General features: G+C 65.7%; 18 protein-coding genes. 8 read left to right on the top strand and 10 right to left on the bottom strand.

Annotation, left to right across the window (positions count from 1 at the left end; all coding sequences use genetic code 11):
* Positions 1-6: 6 nt before the first annotated feature.
* Positions 7-1470 (bottom strand): PLP-dependent aminotransferase family protein, encoded by a 1464-nt coding sequence (locus tag CFE42_RS11375; protein ID WP_004629822.1) that lies wholly within the window; start codon positions 1468-1470, stop codon positions 7-9.
* Between the two features lie 214 nt (positions 1471-1684).
* On the opposite strand from CFE42_RS11375, the gene CFE42_RS11370 reads away from it, so the two are divergent.
* Positions 1685-2023, top strand: a complete 339-nt coding sequence (locus CFE42_RS11370; protein WP_004629823.1) for a hypothetical protein — start codon at positions 1685-1687, stop codon at positions 2021-2023.
* Positions 2024-2041: 18 nt separating this feature from the next.
* Here the strand turns inward: CFE42_RS11370 and CFE42_RS11365 are convergent, their stop codons facing one another.
* Together CFE42_RS11365 and CFE42_RS11360 are read right to left on the bottom strand one after the other, a co-directional pair.
* Positions 2042-2242 (bottom strand): hypothetical protein, encoded by a 201-nt coding sequence (locus CFE42_RS11365; protein ID WP_004629825.1) that lies wholly within the window; start codon positions 2240-2242, stop codon positions 2042-2044.
* The gene (locus tag CFE42_RS11360) at positions 2239-2520 is read right to left on the bottom strand and encodes a hypothetical protein (protein ID WP_004629844.1); all 282 of its coding nucleotides are present in this window, start codon (positions 2518-2520) and stop codon (positions 2239-2241) included. Before CFE42_RS11360 ends, CFE42_RS11365 begins: the two co-directional genes overlap by 4 nt.
* Positions 2521-2691: 171 nt before the next feature.
* Here CFE42_RS11360 and CFE42_RS11355 point away from each other — a divergent pair, with 171 nt between their 5' ends.
* Both CFE42_RS11355 and CFE42_RS11350 read left to right on the top strand, forming a co-directional pair.
* Complete coding sequence (locus CFE42_RS11355) at positions 2692-3279, top strand: hypothetical protein (RefSeq protein WP_004629845.1); 588 nt, start codon at positions 2692-2694, stop codon at positions 3277-3279.
* Between the two features lie 137 nt (positions 3280-3416).
* A complete protein-coding gene (locus CFE42_RS11350) occupies positions 3417-4049 on the top strand; it encodes a hypothetical protein (protein ID WP_004629848.1) in 633 nt (210 codons plus the stop codon).
* A gap of 50 nt (positions 4050-4099) precedes the next feature.
* Here the strand turns inward: CFE42_RS11350 and CFE42_RS11345 are convergent, their stop codons facing one another.
* The 3 genes from CFE42_RS11345 to CFE42_RS11335 form a co-directional block, all read right to left on the bottom strand.
* Positions 4100-6283, bottom strand: coding sequence for a TonB-dependent receptor (locus tag CFE42_RS11345; protein ID WP_004629849.1), 2184 nt, complete (start codon positions 6281-6283; stop codon positions 4100-4102).
* An 86-nt stretch (positions 6284-6369) separates the two neighbouring features.
* The gene (locus CFE42_RS11340) at positions 6370-6786 is read right to left on the bottom strand and encodes a hypothetical protein (RefSeq protein ID WP_004629852.1); all 417 of its coding nucleotides are present in this window, start codon (positions 6784-6786) and stop codon (positions 6370-6372) included.
* A 105-nt stretch (positions 6787-6891) separates the two neighbouring features.
* Entirely contained in the window at positions 6892-7878 is a 987-nt protein-coding gene (locus CFE42_RS11335) for a DUF6685 family protein (RefSeq protein ID WP_004629853.1), read from the bottom strand.
* Between the two features lie 229 nt (positions 7879-8107).
* Between CFE42_RS11335 and CFE42_RS11330 the strand changes: the two genes are divergently transcribed.
* Positions 8108-8269: a hypothetical protein gene (locus tag CFE42_RS11330; protein WP_004629855.1), complete on the top strand. Its 162-nt coding sequence runs from the start codon at positions 8108-8110 to the stop codon at positions 8267-8269.
* A gap of 17 nt (positions 8270-8286) precedes the next feature.
* Here CFE42_RS11330 and CFE42_RS11325 read toward each other — a convergent pair whose 3' ends face one another.
* Positions 8287-9507, bottom strand: coding sequence for an HD-GYP domain-containing protein (locus CFE42_RS11325; RefSeq protein ID WP_004629858.1), 1221 nt, complete (start codon positions 9505-9507; stop codon positions 8287-8289).
* A gap of 343 nt (positions 9508-9850) precedes the next feature.
* On the opposite strand from CFE42_RS11325, the gene CFE42_RS11320 reads away from it, so the two are divergent.
* Entirely contained in the window at positions 9851-10192 is a 342-nt protein-coding gene (locus CFE42_RS11320; RefSeq protein WP_004629860.1) for a hypothetical protein, read from the top strand.
* Between the two features lie 82 nt (positions 10193-10274).
* On the opposite strand, the gene CFE42_RS11315 is transcribed toward CFE42_RS11320, so the two are convergent.
* The 3 genes from CFE42_RS11315 to CFE42_RS11305 form a co-directional block, all read right to left on the bottom strand.
* Positions 10275-10790: a MarR family transcriptional regulator gene (locus tag CFE42_RS11315; protein ID WP_004629863.1), complete on the bottom strand. Its 516-nt coding sequence runs from the start codon at positions 10788-10790 to the stop codon at positions 10275-10277.
* A 73-nt stretch (positions 10791-10863) separates the two neighbouring features.
* Positions 10864-11997 carry an ABC transporter substrate-binding protein gene (locus CFE42_RS11310; protein WP_004629865.1) on the bottom strand — a complete coding sequence of 378 codons (1134 nt, stop codon included), beginning with the start codon at positions 11995-11997 and terminating at the stop codon, positions 10864-10866.
* A 45-nt stretch (positions 11998-12042) separates the two neighbouring features.
* The gene (locus CFE42_RS11305; RefSeq protein WP_004629867.1) at positions 12043-13308 is read right to left on the bottom strand and encodes a flavin-dependent oxidoreductase; all 1266 of its coding nucleotides are present in this window, start codon (positions 13306-13308) and stop codon (positions 12043-12045) included.
* A 175-nt stretch (positions 13309-13483) separates the two neighbouring features.
* On the opposite strand from CFE42_RS11305, the gene CFE42_RS11300 reads away from it, so the two are divergent.
* The 3 genes from CFE42_RS11300 to CFE42_RS11290 are packed head-to-tail and all read left to right on the top strand — an operon-like array spanning position 13484 to position 16309.
* Positions 13484-14200, top strand: a complete 717-nt coding sequence (locus tag CFE42_RS11300; protein WP_004629868.1) for a GntR family transcriptional regulator — start codon at positions 13484-13486, stop codon at positions 14198-14200.
* A gap of 45 nt (positions 14201-14245) precedes the next feature.
* Positions 14246-14923 carry a DUF2848 domain-containing protein gene (locus CFE42_RS11295; protein WP_004629871.1) on the top strand — a complete coding sequence of 226 codons (678 nt, stop codon included), beginning with the start codon at positions 14246-14248 and terminating at the stop codon, positions 14921-14923.
* Positions 14924-14950: 27 nt separating this feature from the next.
* Entirely contained in the window at positions 14951-16309 is a 1359-nt protein-coding gene (locus tag CFE42_RS11290; protein WP_004629874.1) for an amidase, read from the top strand.
* Positions 16310-16470: the final 161 nt, after the last annotated feature.

Here is a 16470-nt window from a genome sequence, read left to right as displayed (position 1 = left end):
GATTCGTCAGCGCTCGGCCAGTTCCTGCGTGAGCCGGCCCAGCGTGGCAAGCGCAGCTTCGAGGTTGGCCGAAGGCGGCAGCCCGAAGCAGATGCGGAAGAAATGATCGAAGCGGTTCAGGTTCGAGAACATCGTCCCCGGCGCAATCCGGATGCCCTGTGCCAGCGCCGCATCGAACAGTTCCATCGACGACACGTTGGCTGGCAGCTCCACCCACATCGCCAACCCGCCTGACGGCACTGACAACCGCGTGCCTGCGGGGAAGCATCCCGCGATCGATTCAGCCATGCGCTCGCGCTGTTCGCGCAACGTCTGGCGCAGCGTACGCAGGTGACGGTCGTACGCACCCGAGGCGATAAAACGCCCCGTCAGCACCTGCGACCACGAATCGTTCGGCCGCGATTGCGCAAACTTCAGCATCTGTACGCGCCCCTGCCAGCGGCCGGCCGCCATCCAGCCCAGGCGCAGGCCGGGTGCCAGCACCTTGCTCAACGACGCGCAGTAGATGACGTTGCCCGTGCGGTCCCATGCCTTGAGCGCCTTGAGCGGCGTGGGGCTGTCGCCGAGCGCGCTGTAGGTATCGTCTTCAATAAGCGCGATGCGGTTGGCATCGCAAAAGGCCGCCATCCGGCGCTTGGCGGCGTCGGGCATGATGCTGCCGAGCGGATTCTGCAGATTGGGCACCACCACCACGGCGCGAATGTTGCCGTAGGCCTGCACCGCCATCTCCAGCGCTTCCAGCGACATGCCGGTGCGCGGGCTGGTAGGAATTTCCACCGCGCGCATGCCGAGGCTTTCCAGCACCTGCAGCAGCCCGTAGTAGGTCGGCGACTCCACCGCCACCGTATCGCCCGGCTGGGCCACCGCGCGCAATGCCAGGTTGACCGCCTCGATACAGCCGTGGGTGACGATGACGTCGTCCGGCGCGACCTGCACGCCCATGTCGAGCGCGCGGCGCGCCACGGCAGTCTGCAATTCAGGATGGCCGTTCGGGATGACGGCCTGTGTCAGCAGCAGCGGATACCGCCGCAGCACCTGCGACGCAATCCGGTTGAGCGCCGCTGCCGGATACAACGCGGCCGCCCCGCTCGCGCCGGATAGATCGACATGCACTGTGGCTTGCTGCCCGCGTGCCACGATGGCCGACACGCGCGCATGCACGCCCACGTAGGCCGCCGGATCCGGCGTCGACACCTCGGGTTCCTTCACCGGCGCGAGCAGCGCCCGGCGCGGCTGGCGCACAAAGTAACCCGAGCGTTCACGCGCTTCGAGCCAGCCTTCCGCCTCCAGATGCCGGCATACCTGCAGCGCAGTCGACAGACTGACGGCGTGCGTGCGCATCAGCATGCGTACCGACGGCATGCGCTCCCCCGGCGCCAACACCCCACTGCGGATCGCGCCGAGGTAATGATCGGCAAGCGTCCGGTACAGCGGCTGCGCGGGCGGGGGAGTCAACTCGGTGACGGACATGGCGGCAAGGAGCGGCGGGCGGCAGCAAGCGGCAAGGAGAGGTGTCCAGCACATCATGCCGGCAAGACCGTGACCGCAACAGATACAGACGACGTCAAACTGTACCGCAACAGATTGTCACAAGAGCACGCCTGTTGCGCCGCACATTGCCAGTTCTGTGTCTGTTGCGCATTGAGCCGCGTGCCTACGCTGGAGCCATGTTCAGGAGATCGACATGACTACAGCGGCACCCACACCGGAACCCGAATGGCTGGCGCTTGGCGCTGGCCAGACGGGCCTGCACTGGCTGGCGGCCAGAACCACACTCGTGGCATTGGAAGGGAGCTTGCACCTCGAACCGCCATCGCGGGGCACGACCGAGCACTACGCGCTGGGCGCGGGCCACGCGCATGTGGTGGAAATGTCCGGATGGTGGCACCTGCACGCCGATACGCGCAGTGGGGCACACCTGCGCGTGGTCGCGCCGGCGCTTCGCACGCAGCGACCCGCATGGCCGGCGATGTGGCGCTGGGTGGCAAACTGGGCTCAGCCGCGCGGGACATTGCGCGGCTGAAGAAAGGTGCGAACGCTGTCAGCCCCGCTCCCCTGGCTTACGCGGCGGCACGCTGGGGCGCTTCCCGTCGTCCGAGCGAATCGACGCGTTCTCGAAGTCGCCCGGGTCTTCCTCGCCGACGCCGCTTTCGCTGGGGATGGCCGGCACGACGGGCCTGACGGCGTCACCCGAAGGCGCCTCGGCTTGGTCGTCACCACGAGGTTTCCTGGTGGCGCTCATGGCTGTTTCCGGCTGTTCTGGTGCTGCCCCAGACGCTGCTGGTTTTGTGGCAATTGCCCCTCTTGCGCGGCAGCACGGCCGTCCTCCGCGGGGGCCCGCATCGGGCGTTTCGCCGATTGGTCGGTGCCGTGCTGCATTGAAGTGCGCTCCTTGGCAACCCCGCGCGCTTGCTGCGCTTGCGCGTTGTGCTCGCCCTTCTTGCTTTCGCTCTTTCGTTGCCCCGCTTTTTCTCCCGCCTGTGCAGCGGGCTTGTGCGGTTGCTGTGCGTGTTGCTTCATCGTCAGCCTCCTGGTTTCGGTTACGGACGGCCCGTCCGCGCCGAATGGGTCGCAACGAGCGTGCCGCCAAAACAATGCGCTGGCGTACGCGGCCTGCGCCGCACGCAGGTATCTGCCTTGCTGCATTGGCTGTGTCGCGCCTTGGCGCACAAGCACGCATGGAGAATCCACATGGCAACGAGCAACCTGTATCGCACCGGCGAAGCACCCGCACAAACCGGCAAGGGCCACGGCACCGATGCCCTGGGGCCCTCCGACAGTTCGGACTCGGGCAGCGACGTGGTCGGCGGGCCGGGCCTGGGCAGTGACGTTGAGGACCGCTTTGACGACGATCCCGCGGTCCATCCGCACGGCAACGCCGCCAACCGCACAGCCGGCGCGGACCTTGGCGACGTCAACCTCGACAGCGACACCGATTCCACCGGTACCGGCGAGCGCCGCGCCGCTGGGCACGAACCCGTCATACGCGAAGGCGGCGACCTGATGCCCGACGCCATACGCGACGTGCATGACCCCGAAGTCGACACCCCCATCGACGACGAGAACTTCGAACACGCCACAGGCCTGGCCGGTGAAAACGATGACGCAGATGCCCCCGACGCGGTCGAACTCGACGAAGCGCCGATCGACCCGCAACCCGGCAGCCGCGACGTGCCGGTGCATTCGCCCACGGGCGGCGGCACGGATTGGTCCGACAACATGCGCCGCAGCCGCCCGACGTACAAGGGCAAACGCGTGCCGGGCCAGCATCGCAGTTGAGTTGGGGCCGATGAATGCGGACCGCCCTGCACGCGAACGCGGTCCGGTCTAGACTGGCGGCGGACCAGCTCTTCGCGGATACGCGCGCACGCTGGCCCGCCGCGCCCACGTTTGGGTGAACCACACGCGCCTGCCCAATGACCCCTCTACGCTTTTCTGCCCGTACTGCTGCAGTTGTCGCCCTTGTGACTGCTGTCCTTCCACTCGCCGCATCCGCACAAAATACCGCCGCGCCCACGCGTGTGCGGGCCACCATCAATGCGGTCCACAGCACGGCTGTCGACGTGACCGACACCTCCGGCAACAAGGCTACCGTGACGCTGCCTGTGGACCTCAACATCACGCAAGTTGCGCCGATCGAGCCGTCGGCCATTCGCGCGGGCAGCTATATCGGCACGGCCGCCGTCAAGGAACCGGACGGCACGCTGCGCGCGCTGGAAGTGCACGTGTTTCCGGAAGCCATGCGCGGCACCGGAGACGGCCACCGCCCATACGACCTGGGGCCGAACAGCAGCATGACCAACGGCACGGTCGAACAGGCAGGCGCCGTCACCGGCGCGCAGGGCCGCACGCTGTCGGTCAAATACAAGGATGGGGAGCAGCGCATCGTGGTGCCGCCGCAAGTGCCGATCGTCACCTTCGAGCCGGGTCGGCGCGATGACCTGAAAGCCGGTGCGCACGTCGTCATGTTCGTGCGCGCTGATGCGCAGGGCACGCTGGTTGCACAACGGGTGCTGGTCGGCAAGGACGGGATGGTCCCGCCCATGTGATGACGATGGGATGGAAGATCGGGCCAGCCACATGTGCTGGCCCGATTTGCTTAGAACGGCTTGCTGACCGACAACAGGAACGTACGGCGCGGTGCAAACTGCGGCGCCCCCACGCCGATGCCCGTGCCGTCGCGCAACTGGTAGCTGCGGTCGAAGATGTTCAGCACGGTCAGGCGCGTCTTGAACTTGCCCAGCGTCGGCAGGTTGAAGTCGCGGGCGGCGCCCACGTTCATCTGCCAGTAGGCCGGCAGGTGGTCGGTGTTGACAAAGCCGTTACGCAAGCCCGTTCCGAACAGCACATCGCTCGTATACGTCGTGCCGGAATACCGGTACGACACGCCAGCCGACGCGGTCAGGCGCTGGTCGTGATCGAGGTTGACCCAATGGCTGTTGATATAGGCCAGCTCGTTGGCACCAAAGTTGAACTGGCCGGTCTCGATGCCCTTGCCCTGCGCGCGCGACACGGCCAGATTCAGGTATGCCCCGAAGTTGCCGTTGCGATAGTTCGCACTGCCTTCCAGCCCGTAGATCCGGCCACGCTCGTAATTGAACGCCGAGTACAGCAGCGCGTTGCCGAACTGCCCTTCGTCCTGCAGATGGCGCACGTCGCGGTAATACGCATCCAGACCCAGCGTCAGATGCGGCGTGAGCTGGTGCGAAATCCCCAGATCAAAGTAGTTCGAACGCTCCGACTTGACGGCCGTGTTGGCGTCCGACGGCAGCGCGTTGGTCGTGCCTGCAAAGGCCTGCACCGACGTGGTGTCGAACTTCTCCGTGGGCGGCGGCGTGAAGTAGCGCGCGAAGCCGGCATGCACGCGGGTACGCGGCGTCAGGTCGTACGTCAGGCCAAGGCGCGGGCTCAGTTGCTGCTCGCTGACGATGGTGTTGACGCGGTCGTAGCGCGCGCCGTAGTTGACGGTGAGCTTGTCGGTGGGCTTCCACTCATCCTGCAGGTAGACGCCCAGGGTCGTGCCGCTGCCGCTGTGGTTGTCGACGATGGTGAACGGCGTGGTGCTGGTCTGCGCACCAGAGTCGTCGGCGGCAAACACGCTGGCGGTGTTGTTGGCCACGTAGCGCTCGCGCTGAACGAACACACCGGCACGCAGCGTGTGCTTGTCGGTCAGCTTGTAGCTCGCATCGCCCTGCACGCCGTAAGCCTCGTTGCGGCGGGTAATGTCGGCGGCCACGCCGTTGTAGACGAGATCACCGATCGGATCGGGCATGTAATCGATGCGGCTGACACGGCGGAAGACCGACACCTGGTAGTCGAGCTTGGGCGACACCTTCTGCTGATACGTCAGAATCTGGAAGTCGGTCTTCTCACGCTGATTGGCGTTGAGGGCTTCCGACGCCGGCGGCACCGCGCCATCGAGCGTGAATTTCGGCGTCAGGCCCGGTCGCGTCGGAATCTGGAAACGGCCGTTCGATGTGCCGAACATGAAGCTCACGCGGCTGTCGTTGTCGAGCAGGTACGACAGCATGCCGAACGACTTGTTTTGCGTGGTGTGGTCGTGCGTGGCGTTGCGGTTGCCGGTGGGGTTTTCAATGCCGAGGTTGTTCTCGGCAAACACGCCCGACAGGTAATAGCTGAAGCGGTCTTTCGTGCCCTGGATCTGCGCATTGACCTCGTGCGTGGCATTGCTGCCGAGCACCGTGCCGATCTCGCCGCCAAAGGCCTTCGGCTCGCCATCCTCATCGGTCGATGCGCCTTTGGTGGTGATGTCGACGATGCCGGCGGTGCGGTAACCGTACTGCGCGGGCAGTGCGCCGGTCAACACGTTGATCTGGTTGGCGAAGCGTGTATCGAGCATCTGCCCGAAACCGCTAATCGGCTCAGGCACGATCACGCCATTGATGCGGTACTGCAGGTTGGAGTGGTCCCCGCGCACGTGCAACTGACCGTACGAATCCTGCACCACACCCGGCGCCTGCAGCAGCACTTGGTTGAGCGGCGTGGCATCGCCCAGCGGCAGGCGGGCGATGTCATCGGTGTCGAACTTGTAGACGGAGCTGCCGGTGTCCGGCGACAGCGCATTGCGTGCGGCGTCCAAGCGCTTGGCCGTGACGCGGGTTTCGCTGAGGTCGCGCACGTTGGTGGCGGGTGCCGTCGTGGTGGGCGTGGAAGGAGCGGCGGCCGGCGGCGTGGCCTCCTGAGCCAGGGCGGAAACCGAGGCGACGGACGGCAGGACGGCGGCAAGCGCCATCACCAGCTTGCTTGGCTGGAACGGAATCATGAAAGACCTTTGAATCGAGCGGATGCGTTAAACAGCGGCCCGCGCATGGGTCAACACAACGCGCGCGCCGACGGGCAGGGCAGGAATCAAAGGCGGAATGGAGGATCGCGCGAACACACGGCCACCGGAAAGACCGGCGCGCCCGCATGAAAGCCGATGCGCGGAAAGTGCCAGCGCCGCGTATGCGCCAGGCGCAGCGCCACCAGCATCGGCAAGGCAGCCGCCAGCGCAGCATAGGCAGCGCACTGCAAGCACGCGGCGTGCTCCTGCGCGGGCTGGCTGCGCTCGGCGCTGGCCGGCTTGGCCGTGGCGGCGGCGTTGAACTCGACGCCGGCCGCTTCGCCGAATTCACTCCAATGCGAGAGCGCATGCCGCAGCGCGCCCTGCTGACCAAACAGCAGGAACACGGTCAGCAGGCAAGCCAGCCAACGCGGATGGAGGAAGGAGGAGCGGAAGGAACGCAAGGTCGGGCGCAGGTGCCGGCGCACAATGTCACCCGACATTGTGCGCCCCAATGCAACTAAGTTGCGAATTCTGACACCAGCCGCCTGATTCAGCAATCCGTCAGGTGGAGGGGCAGAACAACCCCCGACCGTAGCGCCCTTGTATTACAAGCGCGTGTGCGCAAAACCCGGCATGAGACCCGTCGGCACGCCCAGGCTCGGCACCGGCACGCGCTTCCAGTTGGAGCGCGTCTTGCGGGCGGCCTCGGCGCGTTGCGCGGGGGCGCCCACCTCGGTGGCATCGTGCAGGCTGGCCAGCCAGGCGCCATAGTCGAACCAGCCGTCGCGCACGAGTTGCTCGCCCACGCAATTGGCAAAGCGGTCGGACTTGGGCAGGAAGCACAACTCGAAGCCTTCGGCCTCGCGGCGCCCATGCATCCAGCGATGCGGCACCTGGTGGCTGGCCAGCGCTTCCGACAAACGCGTGCCGTAACGCTGCTGCCCTTGCCGCCGCGCGCCGATCACATAGAAGCCGTCAAGCAACCGACGCAAGCCCAGCGCAGACCGCGCGTGACGCACTTCGGCATCGATCAGCAGTTCACGATTCTGCGTTCGCGCCTGCAACGCCAGGGCGGCGAAATGGTGCGCGCCCCACTCGTTCATGTAGAACAGCTCGCCGCCGGCAAAGTCGTAGGCACGGAACACGTTGGCCTGATCGGCGTAGCGGAAGACGTGGCGCCGGTTGGCGGCAAAGTCGGCGTCCGTGCTGTGCGGAATGCGACGGCAATGCTGATGCGCAAACACCAGCATGCTCGGGAACGAATGCACCGAGCACGGCGACTGCGCCAGCCCCGTCACCGCGCGGATATCGATCTTGCGATGCTCGCGGCGCACGCCCACAAGCTGAGCCAGGTGGTGGTGCAGCTCGTCCACCCATTCGGCATGCGCAAGATGCTTGGGAAACAGTTGATGCGCGGGTTCGGCAAGGCCGCCCTCGAACAGGAACGGCACGCTCTTGTGCCAGATATCGAGTTTCCAGTGCGACAGCGCATCGCTAGGCGTGCGATGGTGTGCAACCGATTGCGTGACATTGAAGGCGCGCGACTGGACAACCCAGTTCGACGCCGCATGCAGCAGATTGGAAACGTTCATGTCACCCCCCGGAAGACTGAATCGTTTGTTTGCGGGTTGCCGACGTCGCTCTGAATGTGTGGCGATTGTTCAGCAATGTAAAAACCAACGACTCAAACGTACCCCACTTTAGAGGGGTGCGCCATGAAGTTTGTTGAAGTCCGTGTTAAGAAAAATACACATAAGTCGTAGGGGCTTGCCAGGCGCGCGACATGGTGGAAGAGAGGCATCCGCAGATCAGGAGATCGCGATGCCCACCCAGCCACGCCGTTCCGAAACCGATACGACACAGCCCGCAAGCCCCAAAGCGCAGCCCGAGCCGGCCAAGCACAAGCCGGGCGAGCCGCTGGTACCACGCGACACCCGCCCGAATCCAGCGGAGCAGAAAGAGCCTCCCGTGGAAGACTTCTGACGCCGTGAGCCGACGCCTCAGACCAGGCACATGTCGGAGACTTCCTCGTCCGACAAACCCCAGGTGGTGGCGTCTTCCACGGTGACGATCGAATCGTCGGACTTGCCCAAACTGATGCGCTCGGGGCGCACGCGCGTCTTGGTGTTGCCCGAATAGAAAACGACCACATCCGGCTTGAGCGCAGACGCGTCGTTCTGGTGGACTACCACACCCAGCCGGTTAGTGCGCAGTTTGACCAGCGTGCCCACCGGGTAAATGCCCACGCTGCGCGTGAAGGCCTGGAACACGGTCCGGTCGAACTGCGTGTCTGTGCGCGCCATCATGTATTTCAGCGCCTGCGCGGGAGACCACGCATGGTGGTACGGGCTGCTCGACGTGAGCGTGTCGTACACATCGCAAATGGCGCCCATCTTGGCCCACAGGCTGATGCCGTCGGCCTTCTGGGCGTCGGGATAGCCGCTGCCGTCAATGCGCTCATGGTGGTGCAGGCAGATCTCGCGCGCAATCTCGCTGAACTGGCCTGTACCCTGCAGCAGGTGATGGCCGCCCACGGCGTGCGTCTGCAGCAGCGCCAGCTCGTCCTTGGTGAGCGCGGTGCTCTTGTCGAGCAGCGTGCGCGGCATGGCGGATTTGCCGATGTCGTGCACCAGCCCGCCCAGCCCGCATTCGCGAATCTCGTCTTCAGGCAGCCCCAGCGTCTTGGCCAGCGCCACCATCAACGCACACACGGCAAACGAATGCAGGTAGGTGTAGTCGTCCTTGTTCTTCAGCCGCGCCAGCGCAATCAGCGCGTAGGAGTTGCGTGCCAGCGAGTTCGACACGTCATCCACCAGCAGCAGCGCCTTTTCGGTTTCCAGCGCACGGCCCATGCGCGCTTCGGCAAACATGTGGCCAAGCGTCGCCTTGCCGCTTTGCATCAGCTGCTGGGCGTGCTTCCACTCTTCCTTGAGCGACGTCGGCGTGAGCGGCGGCCGCGCGGCCAGGGTTTCGCGCGTGAGCGGCTCGGGCGCGGGTGCCGGGGCCGGAGCCGGGGCGGGCATCAGCGTCTCCGACATGACGTCTTCGCCGCGCTCGGGGTCGATCCAGATCTCGGTGATACCCGCGCGGCGGATGTCGTCGATCTGACCCTGGTGGGACAACTGGAATTGCGCACGCCAGAACGGATGCTTGAGCCAGGACCCGCCCAGCTTCATCACAAACATGCCGACACGCAATTGGCTCGCATCGATTCGCTTCATACCCTGCCTACCTCGGCTCGAAGTCCGGTTTTTTGATTGAATTAGGGGAGCGGCGTGCCAGCCGACACTGGCTCGTGTTTCGCAGTCTAGGCGTTTTACGTTGGTGGATGCTCTGGTCCATCAGCGCGCCAAACCGCGCTTGGCTTATCGGCAAGCCTGCGCAAAACTTGAGGCGAATGTGGATTGGGCGACTTGCGGCACACCCCAGCCTTGGCAAGAAAACGGCGGAACAGTGGCTGTGGCGGCGGTCGAATCAAACAGGTGATGCGTCAAGACCCTCGCCTGTCGGGCTGGCGGCCCGGCGTGGGAGGGGTACACTAGCTTTCAAGGATTCGCATCCGATATGACTCAAGATCCCACCACTCAACGCAAGCAGCAGAACGACGATGACTTCGCGCTCACCCGCGACGCCATCCGGTGGCTCGCGTCCCTGCCTGACCCGGTGCGGCCGATCGAACTCGGCCGGAAGTTTCCGCGCATCATCAACACGATCGCCTCCAAGTGGGCCGATTTCATTGGCTGCCGGCGCTATCTGAACAGCCTGCAGATTGACGAGCGCGGTGGCCGCCAGGGCTTTCCGTTCGAGATCGTCCAGGAAATCTGCGCGCTGCGCGAGTACTTCGATTCGCTGTATCCGCCGGACAAGGACCTCTGGCAGAAGGCCATCGACGCGAACAAGCGCTGAAGCGTTCGCGGCTCGCAGTTCGCACCAAAGCAAAGCGGCCCACCTTCGGGCCGCTTGCCATTTGTACGCGCCGGCTTGCAGATCAGGAAGCAGAATCCGGCCCCGAGGCCAGCTTGTTGAGCAGCGCCAGCAGCGTGTATCGCTCGTCGGTCGAAAGATGCGCGGTCACGCGGGCATCGTGCGCGGTGACGGCCCGGGTGATGTCGTCGAGGGTAGTCGCGCCCTTGGCGGTCAGCACGAGCCGGAACGCGCGCTTGTCCTTGGGCGAGGGCTGGCGCTCGACCATGCCCATGTCTTCCAGCGTATCGACCAGCAGCACCGCACCGGAGCGTGCCACGCCCAGGATGTTGGCCAGCTCGGTCAGCTTGAGGTTCGGGTTGTGCGCGATCACGGTCATGGCCGAGAAGCGCGGCGGCGTGATGTGCCACGTCTGCAGGGAGCGCACGAAATCTTCGTAGATGTGCAGCTGCGCGCGGCGCACGGCATAGCCGACCAGCCCATCGAGCGCGCCATACTCCACGTCTGCCAGATGCGGGTTGAAATGCCCCGAAGGGGCCACGGCGGGATACAGGTCGTCGGCTTTGGGCGTGCGCGGCATGGCGGTGTCGATGGTGAAGGACCCCTCGATTATCGTCGGCGATGCGCCCGCCGGCCATGCGGGCGCATACGCGTCAGTTCAGCAATTTCCACTTGCCGTGGTCGATGGTCAGCAGCACACGGCCACGTGCGTCAAAGCCGAAGTGATCCGTGGCCGTGTAGTTGAGCACCCCGTGCGAAACGACAATGTCGTGCTCCGATTCCAGCGCGTTCTTCAGCGCCTGGCGGAACTCAGACGTGCCGGGCTTGGCCTTCTTGAGCGCCACCGGCACGATGCGCTGGAGCACCTGCAGCGCATCCCACGTGTGGGCGCCGAACTGCGTGCGCGTGTCGGGGCCGTTGGCTTTCTCATACCGCGTCACGTATTCAAGCGCCGTCTTTTTGCTCGGGTGGCTGTCGGGCAATTGCTCCGCCACGATCACCGGGCCTGCCGGCAGGATGGCTCCATCGACCGCCTTGCCGCCGATGCGGATCAGGTCTTTCGTCGCCGCGCCGTGCGTCTGGTAGATCGGCCCCGCATAACCCCGATCGCGCAACGCGGTGTGCGGCAGCGCAGCGCCCGTGCCCGCGCCGGCCACCAGGATCGCATCCGGCTTGATGCTGACCAGCTTGGCGACCTGCCCCGTCACGCTGGTATCCGCGCGGGCATAGCGTTCCACGTCGACGATCTTGATGCCGCGCGGCGTGGCGGCGGCGGTGAAGTCCTTCAGCCAGCTTTCGCCGTACGCATCGGCAAAGCCGATAAAGCCGACGTTCTTGACGCCGGTCGCCTCCATGCGCGTGGCAATCGCCTCGGCCATCAGCGAGATCGGCTGCGCAAGCCGGTAGGTCCAATCGCCCTTGCCCGGTTTCAGCTCGACCGGCGCCAACGCCAGTTGCGGCGTGTGCGATTCAGTGGCGACTTCGGCAATCGCAATCGACGGTGCCACCGCCGATGAGCCAACGATGATGTCGACGTGGTCTTCCGTCACGAGCTTGCGCGCCAGGCGCGTGCCGGTGCTCGGGTCGGAGGCGTCATCCACCACCACGAGGCGCAGCTTTTCCCCGCCGATGGTGTCCGGATAGAACGCCAGCGAGTTCTTCTGCGTGATGCCGAGCGACGCCGACGGACCTGTGGTCGACAGGCTCACACCAACGACGATTTCGGCATGGGCTGCGGTGGCAAGCAACAGCGCAGCGGCGGCGCAGAGGGTGCGGCGGATGGTCATGGGGTCCCCTTTTCTCTTCTGGCGTGTGAATGCGTTACGGGTTTTTCAGGCGCGGCGGGGCATGGGCAGCTGATCGCGCAGCGATTGCGGATCGAAGCCGGCCAGCTTTTTGTAGCGCATCGCAATCCCTTCCAGCTCGGAGCGCGGGATCACGTCGTCGATGCGCGCAAAGCCTTGGGGTGCGCGTTCATGCGCGAGTTGCATGACCTGCTCCGGGCCATTGAGGCGATTGCGCAGCACGATGCCGGCCGTGCGCGGCAGGCGGTCGGCCTCGTACTCACGCAGCGCCACGCCAGTGTCGCGCGTGGCGAGCAGGCAATCGACCAACGCGCGTGCATCGAGAATCGCCTGCGCGCTACCGTTCGAGCCGATCGGATACATCGGGTGCGCCGCATCGCCCAGCAGCGTGACGCGACCGAAGGTCCAGCGTGGCAACGGGTCTTTGTCGACGAGCGGGAATTCGTACACGGCTTGCGCACCGTCGATCAAGGCCGGGATGTCGATCCAATCCCATTTCCAGTCGGCGAAGGCGCTGCGGAAGATCGCGCGATCGACCTCGCGGTTCCAGTCGCTGCGTGGCGGCGCCTCGTCGGGCACGCGCAGTTCGGCAATCCAGTTGATGCGTGAGCGGCCCTGCTGGCGCAGTGGTTCCGAGATCGGATAGGCAACGAACTTCTGGTCCTGGTGGCCCGCCATGAACATGGTGCGGCCATCGAGATACGGCGCTGCGTCGGTGACGGCGCGCCACAGCATGCGGCCCGCAAAACGTGGGGCATCGCCCGTCGGGTAGAAGTGCCGGCGCACGGCAGAGTGGATGCCATCCGCGCCGATCAGCACGTCTGCCGAGGATTCAACCACGGTGTCGTTGGAGCGATCGCGCAGGGTGAAGCGCACGGGGCCGCCCTTCTCACCCGTCGATTGGACCGCCTCGAAGCTGTGACCAAGACGGATGCAACCAGCACCGAGCCGCTCAATCACGGCATCGGCCAGGGCCATCTGGAATTCGCCGCGATGGATGGAGAACTGCGGCCAGTCGTACCCGGCGGCCAGCCCGCGCGGCTCGTGCCAGATCGGCTGGCCGAAACGGTTGTAGTAAGCCAGCGCGGATGTGCGAATCGCCAGCGCACTCAGCGTGTCTTCCAGGCCCAGTTCGCACAACTGGCGCGCGGCGTGCGGCAGCAGGTTGATGCCAACGCCCAGCGGCCGCAGCGTCTGCACAGCCTCCCACACTTCGACCTCGAAACCTTGGCGCTCGGCCATCAACGCGAGCGTCAGGCCGCCGATGCCCGCCCCGATGACGGCGATCTTCATGGCTGCCTCCCTGAAATTTGTTGCAGTCTATAACGAATATCAACGGCAGCCAGCCGGCGGCATATCAGGGCAAATACCTAGATGAAGACAGCTGAATGCGGCGTGTTGGCCGCTTGACGCTCTGTGAGATATCACAATACCATCACTCGACTTTTACTAGATTCAAGGCCGCCCCATGTCGCGTCCCATCAAGCTGGTTTCCGGCGCCGCCAAACCCGCGCCCGCACCGTTTGCCGTTGAGCCGGCAGCCCATGCGCCCAAGGGCGCCGCCATGCGTGAACTCGCCTACAACGAGATCAAGCGCCGCATCATGGCGTGCGAATTCCGCCCCGGCGAGCCGCTCAACGAAGCACAGCTCGGCGCGCTTCTCGGGCTGGGCCGCACGCCCATCCACCAGGCGCTGCATCGTCTGGAGGTGGAAGGGCTGGTGCAGATCCTGCCGCGCAAGGGCGTGCTGGTGACGCCGCTGTCGCTCAACGACGTGCTCGACATGATCGAGGTGCGCGCCACCAACGAGATCCTGTGCGTAACGCTGGCCGCCGAGCGTGCCCACCCGGCCGATTTCGAGGCCATGCGCGCCATCGTCGAAGCATCGCCCGCGCTGATCGAGCACCGCGACATTGCCGCGCTGGCCGCGCTGGACCTCAAGTTCCATCTCGCCATTTCCGCTGCCTCGCGCAACCGCGTGCTGGCCGAACTGCTGCGCGGCCTGCACGAGAAGCAGGCGCGCTTCTGGTTCCTCTCGCTTTCAGAGCCGCAACACCTGCAGAACGTGTACGACGAGCACCTTGCCGTGCTCGATGCGCTGGAGCGCCGCGATGTGCCCGCAGCGCGCGAAGCCATTCGCGAGCACATCGACGAATTCCGCCGCACGATCATCCGCACGCTCTGACCCCGATTCCCCCCGTTTGTTGTTCCCGCCTCTTCCGGATTCCGCATGACCACGCTGCACCTGAACCTGATCGGCCACGGCCCCATCGACGTGACCGTGGACCACCTTGTCATTGCCGGCTGGACCGGCCGCGATGCCGAGGCCGTTGAACACCACATTGCCGAGCTTGAAGCGATTGGCGTGGCGCGTCCGGCGCGCGTGCCGTGCTTCTACCGCGTGTCGGCCTCGCTGCTGACGACCGACGCCACCGTGGAGATTCCCGGCGCCGATTCCTCCGGCGAAGCGGAATTCGTGCTGTATTCCACGCCGATGGGCCTGCTGGTCGGCATCGGCTCGGACCACACCGACCGCAAGGTCGAAGCCTATGGCGTGACGGTGTCCAAGCAGATGTGCGCCAAGCCCGTGAGCCGCGACGTGTGGCGCTTCGAAGCGCTGGCCGACCACTGGGACAGCCTGCAGATGAAGACCTGGCGCACCCGCGACGGCCAGACCGCGCTGTATCAGGAAGGCGGCGTCACCCGCATGCTCGACCCGCGCGACCTCATCCGCCGCTACACCGGCAACGACACGCTCCAGGTGGGCACCGCCATGTTCTGCGGCACGCAGCCCATCATCGGCGAACTCGGTTTTGGCGAGGCCTTCGACATGGCCCTGATCGACCCCGTGTCGGGCACCGAGCTGCGCCATCGCTATGCTGTCGACACGCTGCCTGTTGAAGGCTGAAGCGCCCCACCTCACGGAGACCACCGCATGATGACGCCCCGCCCGAACATGATCCGCGCGCTGGCCGCTGAACTGGCAGCCGGTCGCACCACCAGCATCGCGCTGACCGAAGCCGCACTGGAGCGCGCCGAATCGCACCGCGCCGCGGGCGGTGCCGCCTATGTGAGCATCGACGTGCAGGCCGCGCTGGCGATGGCGCGCGCCGCCGATGCCGCGCGTGCGGCGGGCAACGTGCCCTCGCTGCTGGCCGGGCTGCCGGTGTCGATCAAGGATCTGTTTGACGTGGCCGGCCAGGTGACGGCTGCGGGTTCGCGCGCCCTGGCCGACCAGCCGCGCGCCACCACCGATGCCGCCGCCGTGGCACGCCTGCGCGCAGCCGGCGCCGTGCTGCTCGGCCGCACCAACATGAGCGAATTTGCGTTCTCGGGTCTGGGCCTGAACCCGCATTACGGCACACCGCGCACGCCGGCGGATGGCGCGCGCGCGGCGGGCGGCTCCACCTCGGGCGGCGCCGTCACCGTTGCGGGCGGCATGGCCGTGGCGGCACTGGGTACCGACACCGGCGGCTCGATCCGCATTCCGTCGGCGTTCTGCAATCTGACGGGTTTCAAGCCCACCGCCCGCCGCGTGCCGATGACGGGCGGCGTGCCGTTGTCCACGTCGCTTGATTCCGGCGGCCCTCTTGCCAACTCGGTCGACTGCTGCGCGATCGTCGACGCCGTGTTGAGCGGCGAGTCCGGCAACGACGCATTCGACACCACCGCCGTGCCGCTGGCCGGATTGCGTTTCGGTATCACGCAGGACTTTGTCGGCGCGGACCTCGACAACACGGTCGCCGTTGCATTCGAACGCGCTGTTGAACGGCTGGAGCGTGCCGGCGCGCACATCGTGCGTTTCGAATTTCCCGAATTGCTGCAACTGCCGGAGATCAACAGCGGCGGGGGCTTCTCGGCAGCGGAATCCTGGGCATGGCATCGCTCGCTGCTCGCGCGTGCCGAAGTCCAGTACGACCCGCGCGTGGCCACGCGCATCCGCCGTGGCGAACAGATGAGCGCGGCCGCATACATCGACGTGATCAACGCACGCGCACGCATGATTGCCGCCGCACGCAAGCGCCTGGGCAACTTCGATGCATGGCTGATGCCGACGGTTGCCATCGTGCCGCCCGAGGTCGCTCCGCTCGAGGTCGATGACGCGCAGTTCTTCCGCATCAATGCGCTCACGCTGCGCAATCCGAGCGTGATCAATTTCCTGGACGGCTGCGCGCTGACGCTGCCGGTACACGTTGCCGGCGAACTGCCGGTCGGCCTGTCGCTCTGCGGTCTCGCCAACGACGACGCGCGCATCCTGCGCGTCGGCCGGGCGGTGGAGGCTGCCCTGCGTTGATCGACTAGCCAGAACATTCTCCGCCTGCGTCCGGGCCACGCAGGCGGTTCCCCAAGCCAAGCCAAAAAGGCGCGCTGCAGACGCGCCAGGCCCAACTCATGCCTGCGTTTCGGACAACAAGGCAGCACAACGAAACGCCGGCGCCCGCACACGCTATTGGA

The organism is Ralstonia sp. PBBBR1, assembly GCF_002256165.1.
Lineage (GTDB): Bacteria > Pseudomonadota > Gammaproteobacteria > Burkholderiales > Burkholderiaceae > Ralstonia > Ralstonia thomasii.
Note: the sequence above shows the minus strand (reverse complement) of the source record. Positions and strands in the feature narration are given on the sequence as shown.

Coding starts and splice junctions, on each gene's coding strand:
- CFE42_RS11375 (WP_004629822.1), bottom strand. CDS start 1,470: ATGTCCGTCACCGAGTTGACTCCCCCGCCCGCGCAGCCGCTGTACCGG.
- CFE42_RS11370 (WP_004629823.1), top strand. CDS start 1,685: ATGACTACAGCGGCACCCACACCGGAACCCGAATGGCTGGCGCTTGGC.
- CFE42_RS11365 (WP_004629825.1), bottom strand. CDS start 2,242: ATGAGCGCCACCAGGAAACCTCGTGGTGACGACCAAGCCGAGGCGCCT.
- CFE42_RS11360 (WP_004629844.1), bottom strand. CDS start 2,520: ATGAAGCAACACGCACAGCAACCGCACAAGCCCGCTGCACAGGCGGGA.
- CFE42_RS11355 (WP_004629845.1), top strand. CDS start 2,692: ATGGCAACGAGCAACCTGTATCGCACCGGCGAAGCACCCGCACAAACC.
- CFE42_RS11350 (WP_004629848.1), top strand. CDS start 3,417: ATGACCCCTCTACGCTTTTCTGCCCGTACTGCTGCAGTTGTCGCCCTT.
- CFE42_RS11345 (WP_004629849.1), bottom strand. CDS start 6,283: ATGATTCCGTTCCAGCCAAGCAAGCTGGTGATGGCGCTTGCCGCCGTC.
- CFE42_RS11340 (WP_004629852.1), bottom strand. CDS start 6,786: ATGTCGGGTGACATTGTGCGCCGGCACCTGCGCCCGACCTTGCGTTCC.
- CFE42_RS11335 (WP_004629853.1), bottom strand. CDS start 7,878: ATGAACGTTTCCAATCTGCTGCATGCGGCGTCGAACTGGGTTGTCCAG.
- CFE42_RS11330 (WP_004629855.1), top strand. CDS start 8,108: ATGCCCACCCAGCCACGCCGTTCCGAAACCGATACGACACAGCCCGCA.
- CFE42_RS11325 (WP_004629858.1), bottom strand. CDS start 9,507: ATGAAGCGAATCGATGCGAGCCAATTGCGTGTCGGCATGTTTGTGATG.
- CFE42_RS11320 (WP_004629860.1), top strand. CDS start 9,851: ATGACTCAAGATCCCACCACTCAACGCAAGCAGCAGAACGACGATGAC.
- CFE42_RS11315 (WP_004629863.1), bottom strand. CDS start 10,790: ATGCCGCGCACGCCCAAAGCCGACGACCTGTATCCCGCCGTGGCCCCT.
- CFE42_RS11310 (WP_004629865.1), bottom strand. CDS start 11,997: ATGACCATCCGCCGCACCCTCTGCGCCGCCGCTGCGCTGTTGCTTGCC.
- CFE42_RS11305 (WP_004629867.1), bottom strand. CDS start 13,308: ATGAAGATCGCCGTCATCGGGGCGGGCATCGGCGGCCTGACGCTCGCG.
- CFE42_RS11300 (WP_004629868.1), top strand. CDS start 13,484: ATGTCGCGTCCCATCAAGCTGGTTTCCGGCGCCGCCAAACCCGCGCCC.
- CFE42_RS11295 (WP_004629871.1), top strand. CDS start 14,246: ATGACCACGCTGCACCTGAACCTGATCGGCCACGGCCCCATCGACGTG.
- CFE42_RS11290 (WP_004629874.1), top strand. CDS start 14,951: ATGATGACGCCCCGCCCGAACATGATCCGCGCGCTGGCCGCTGAACTG.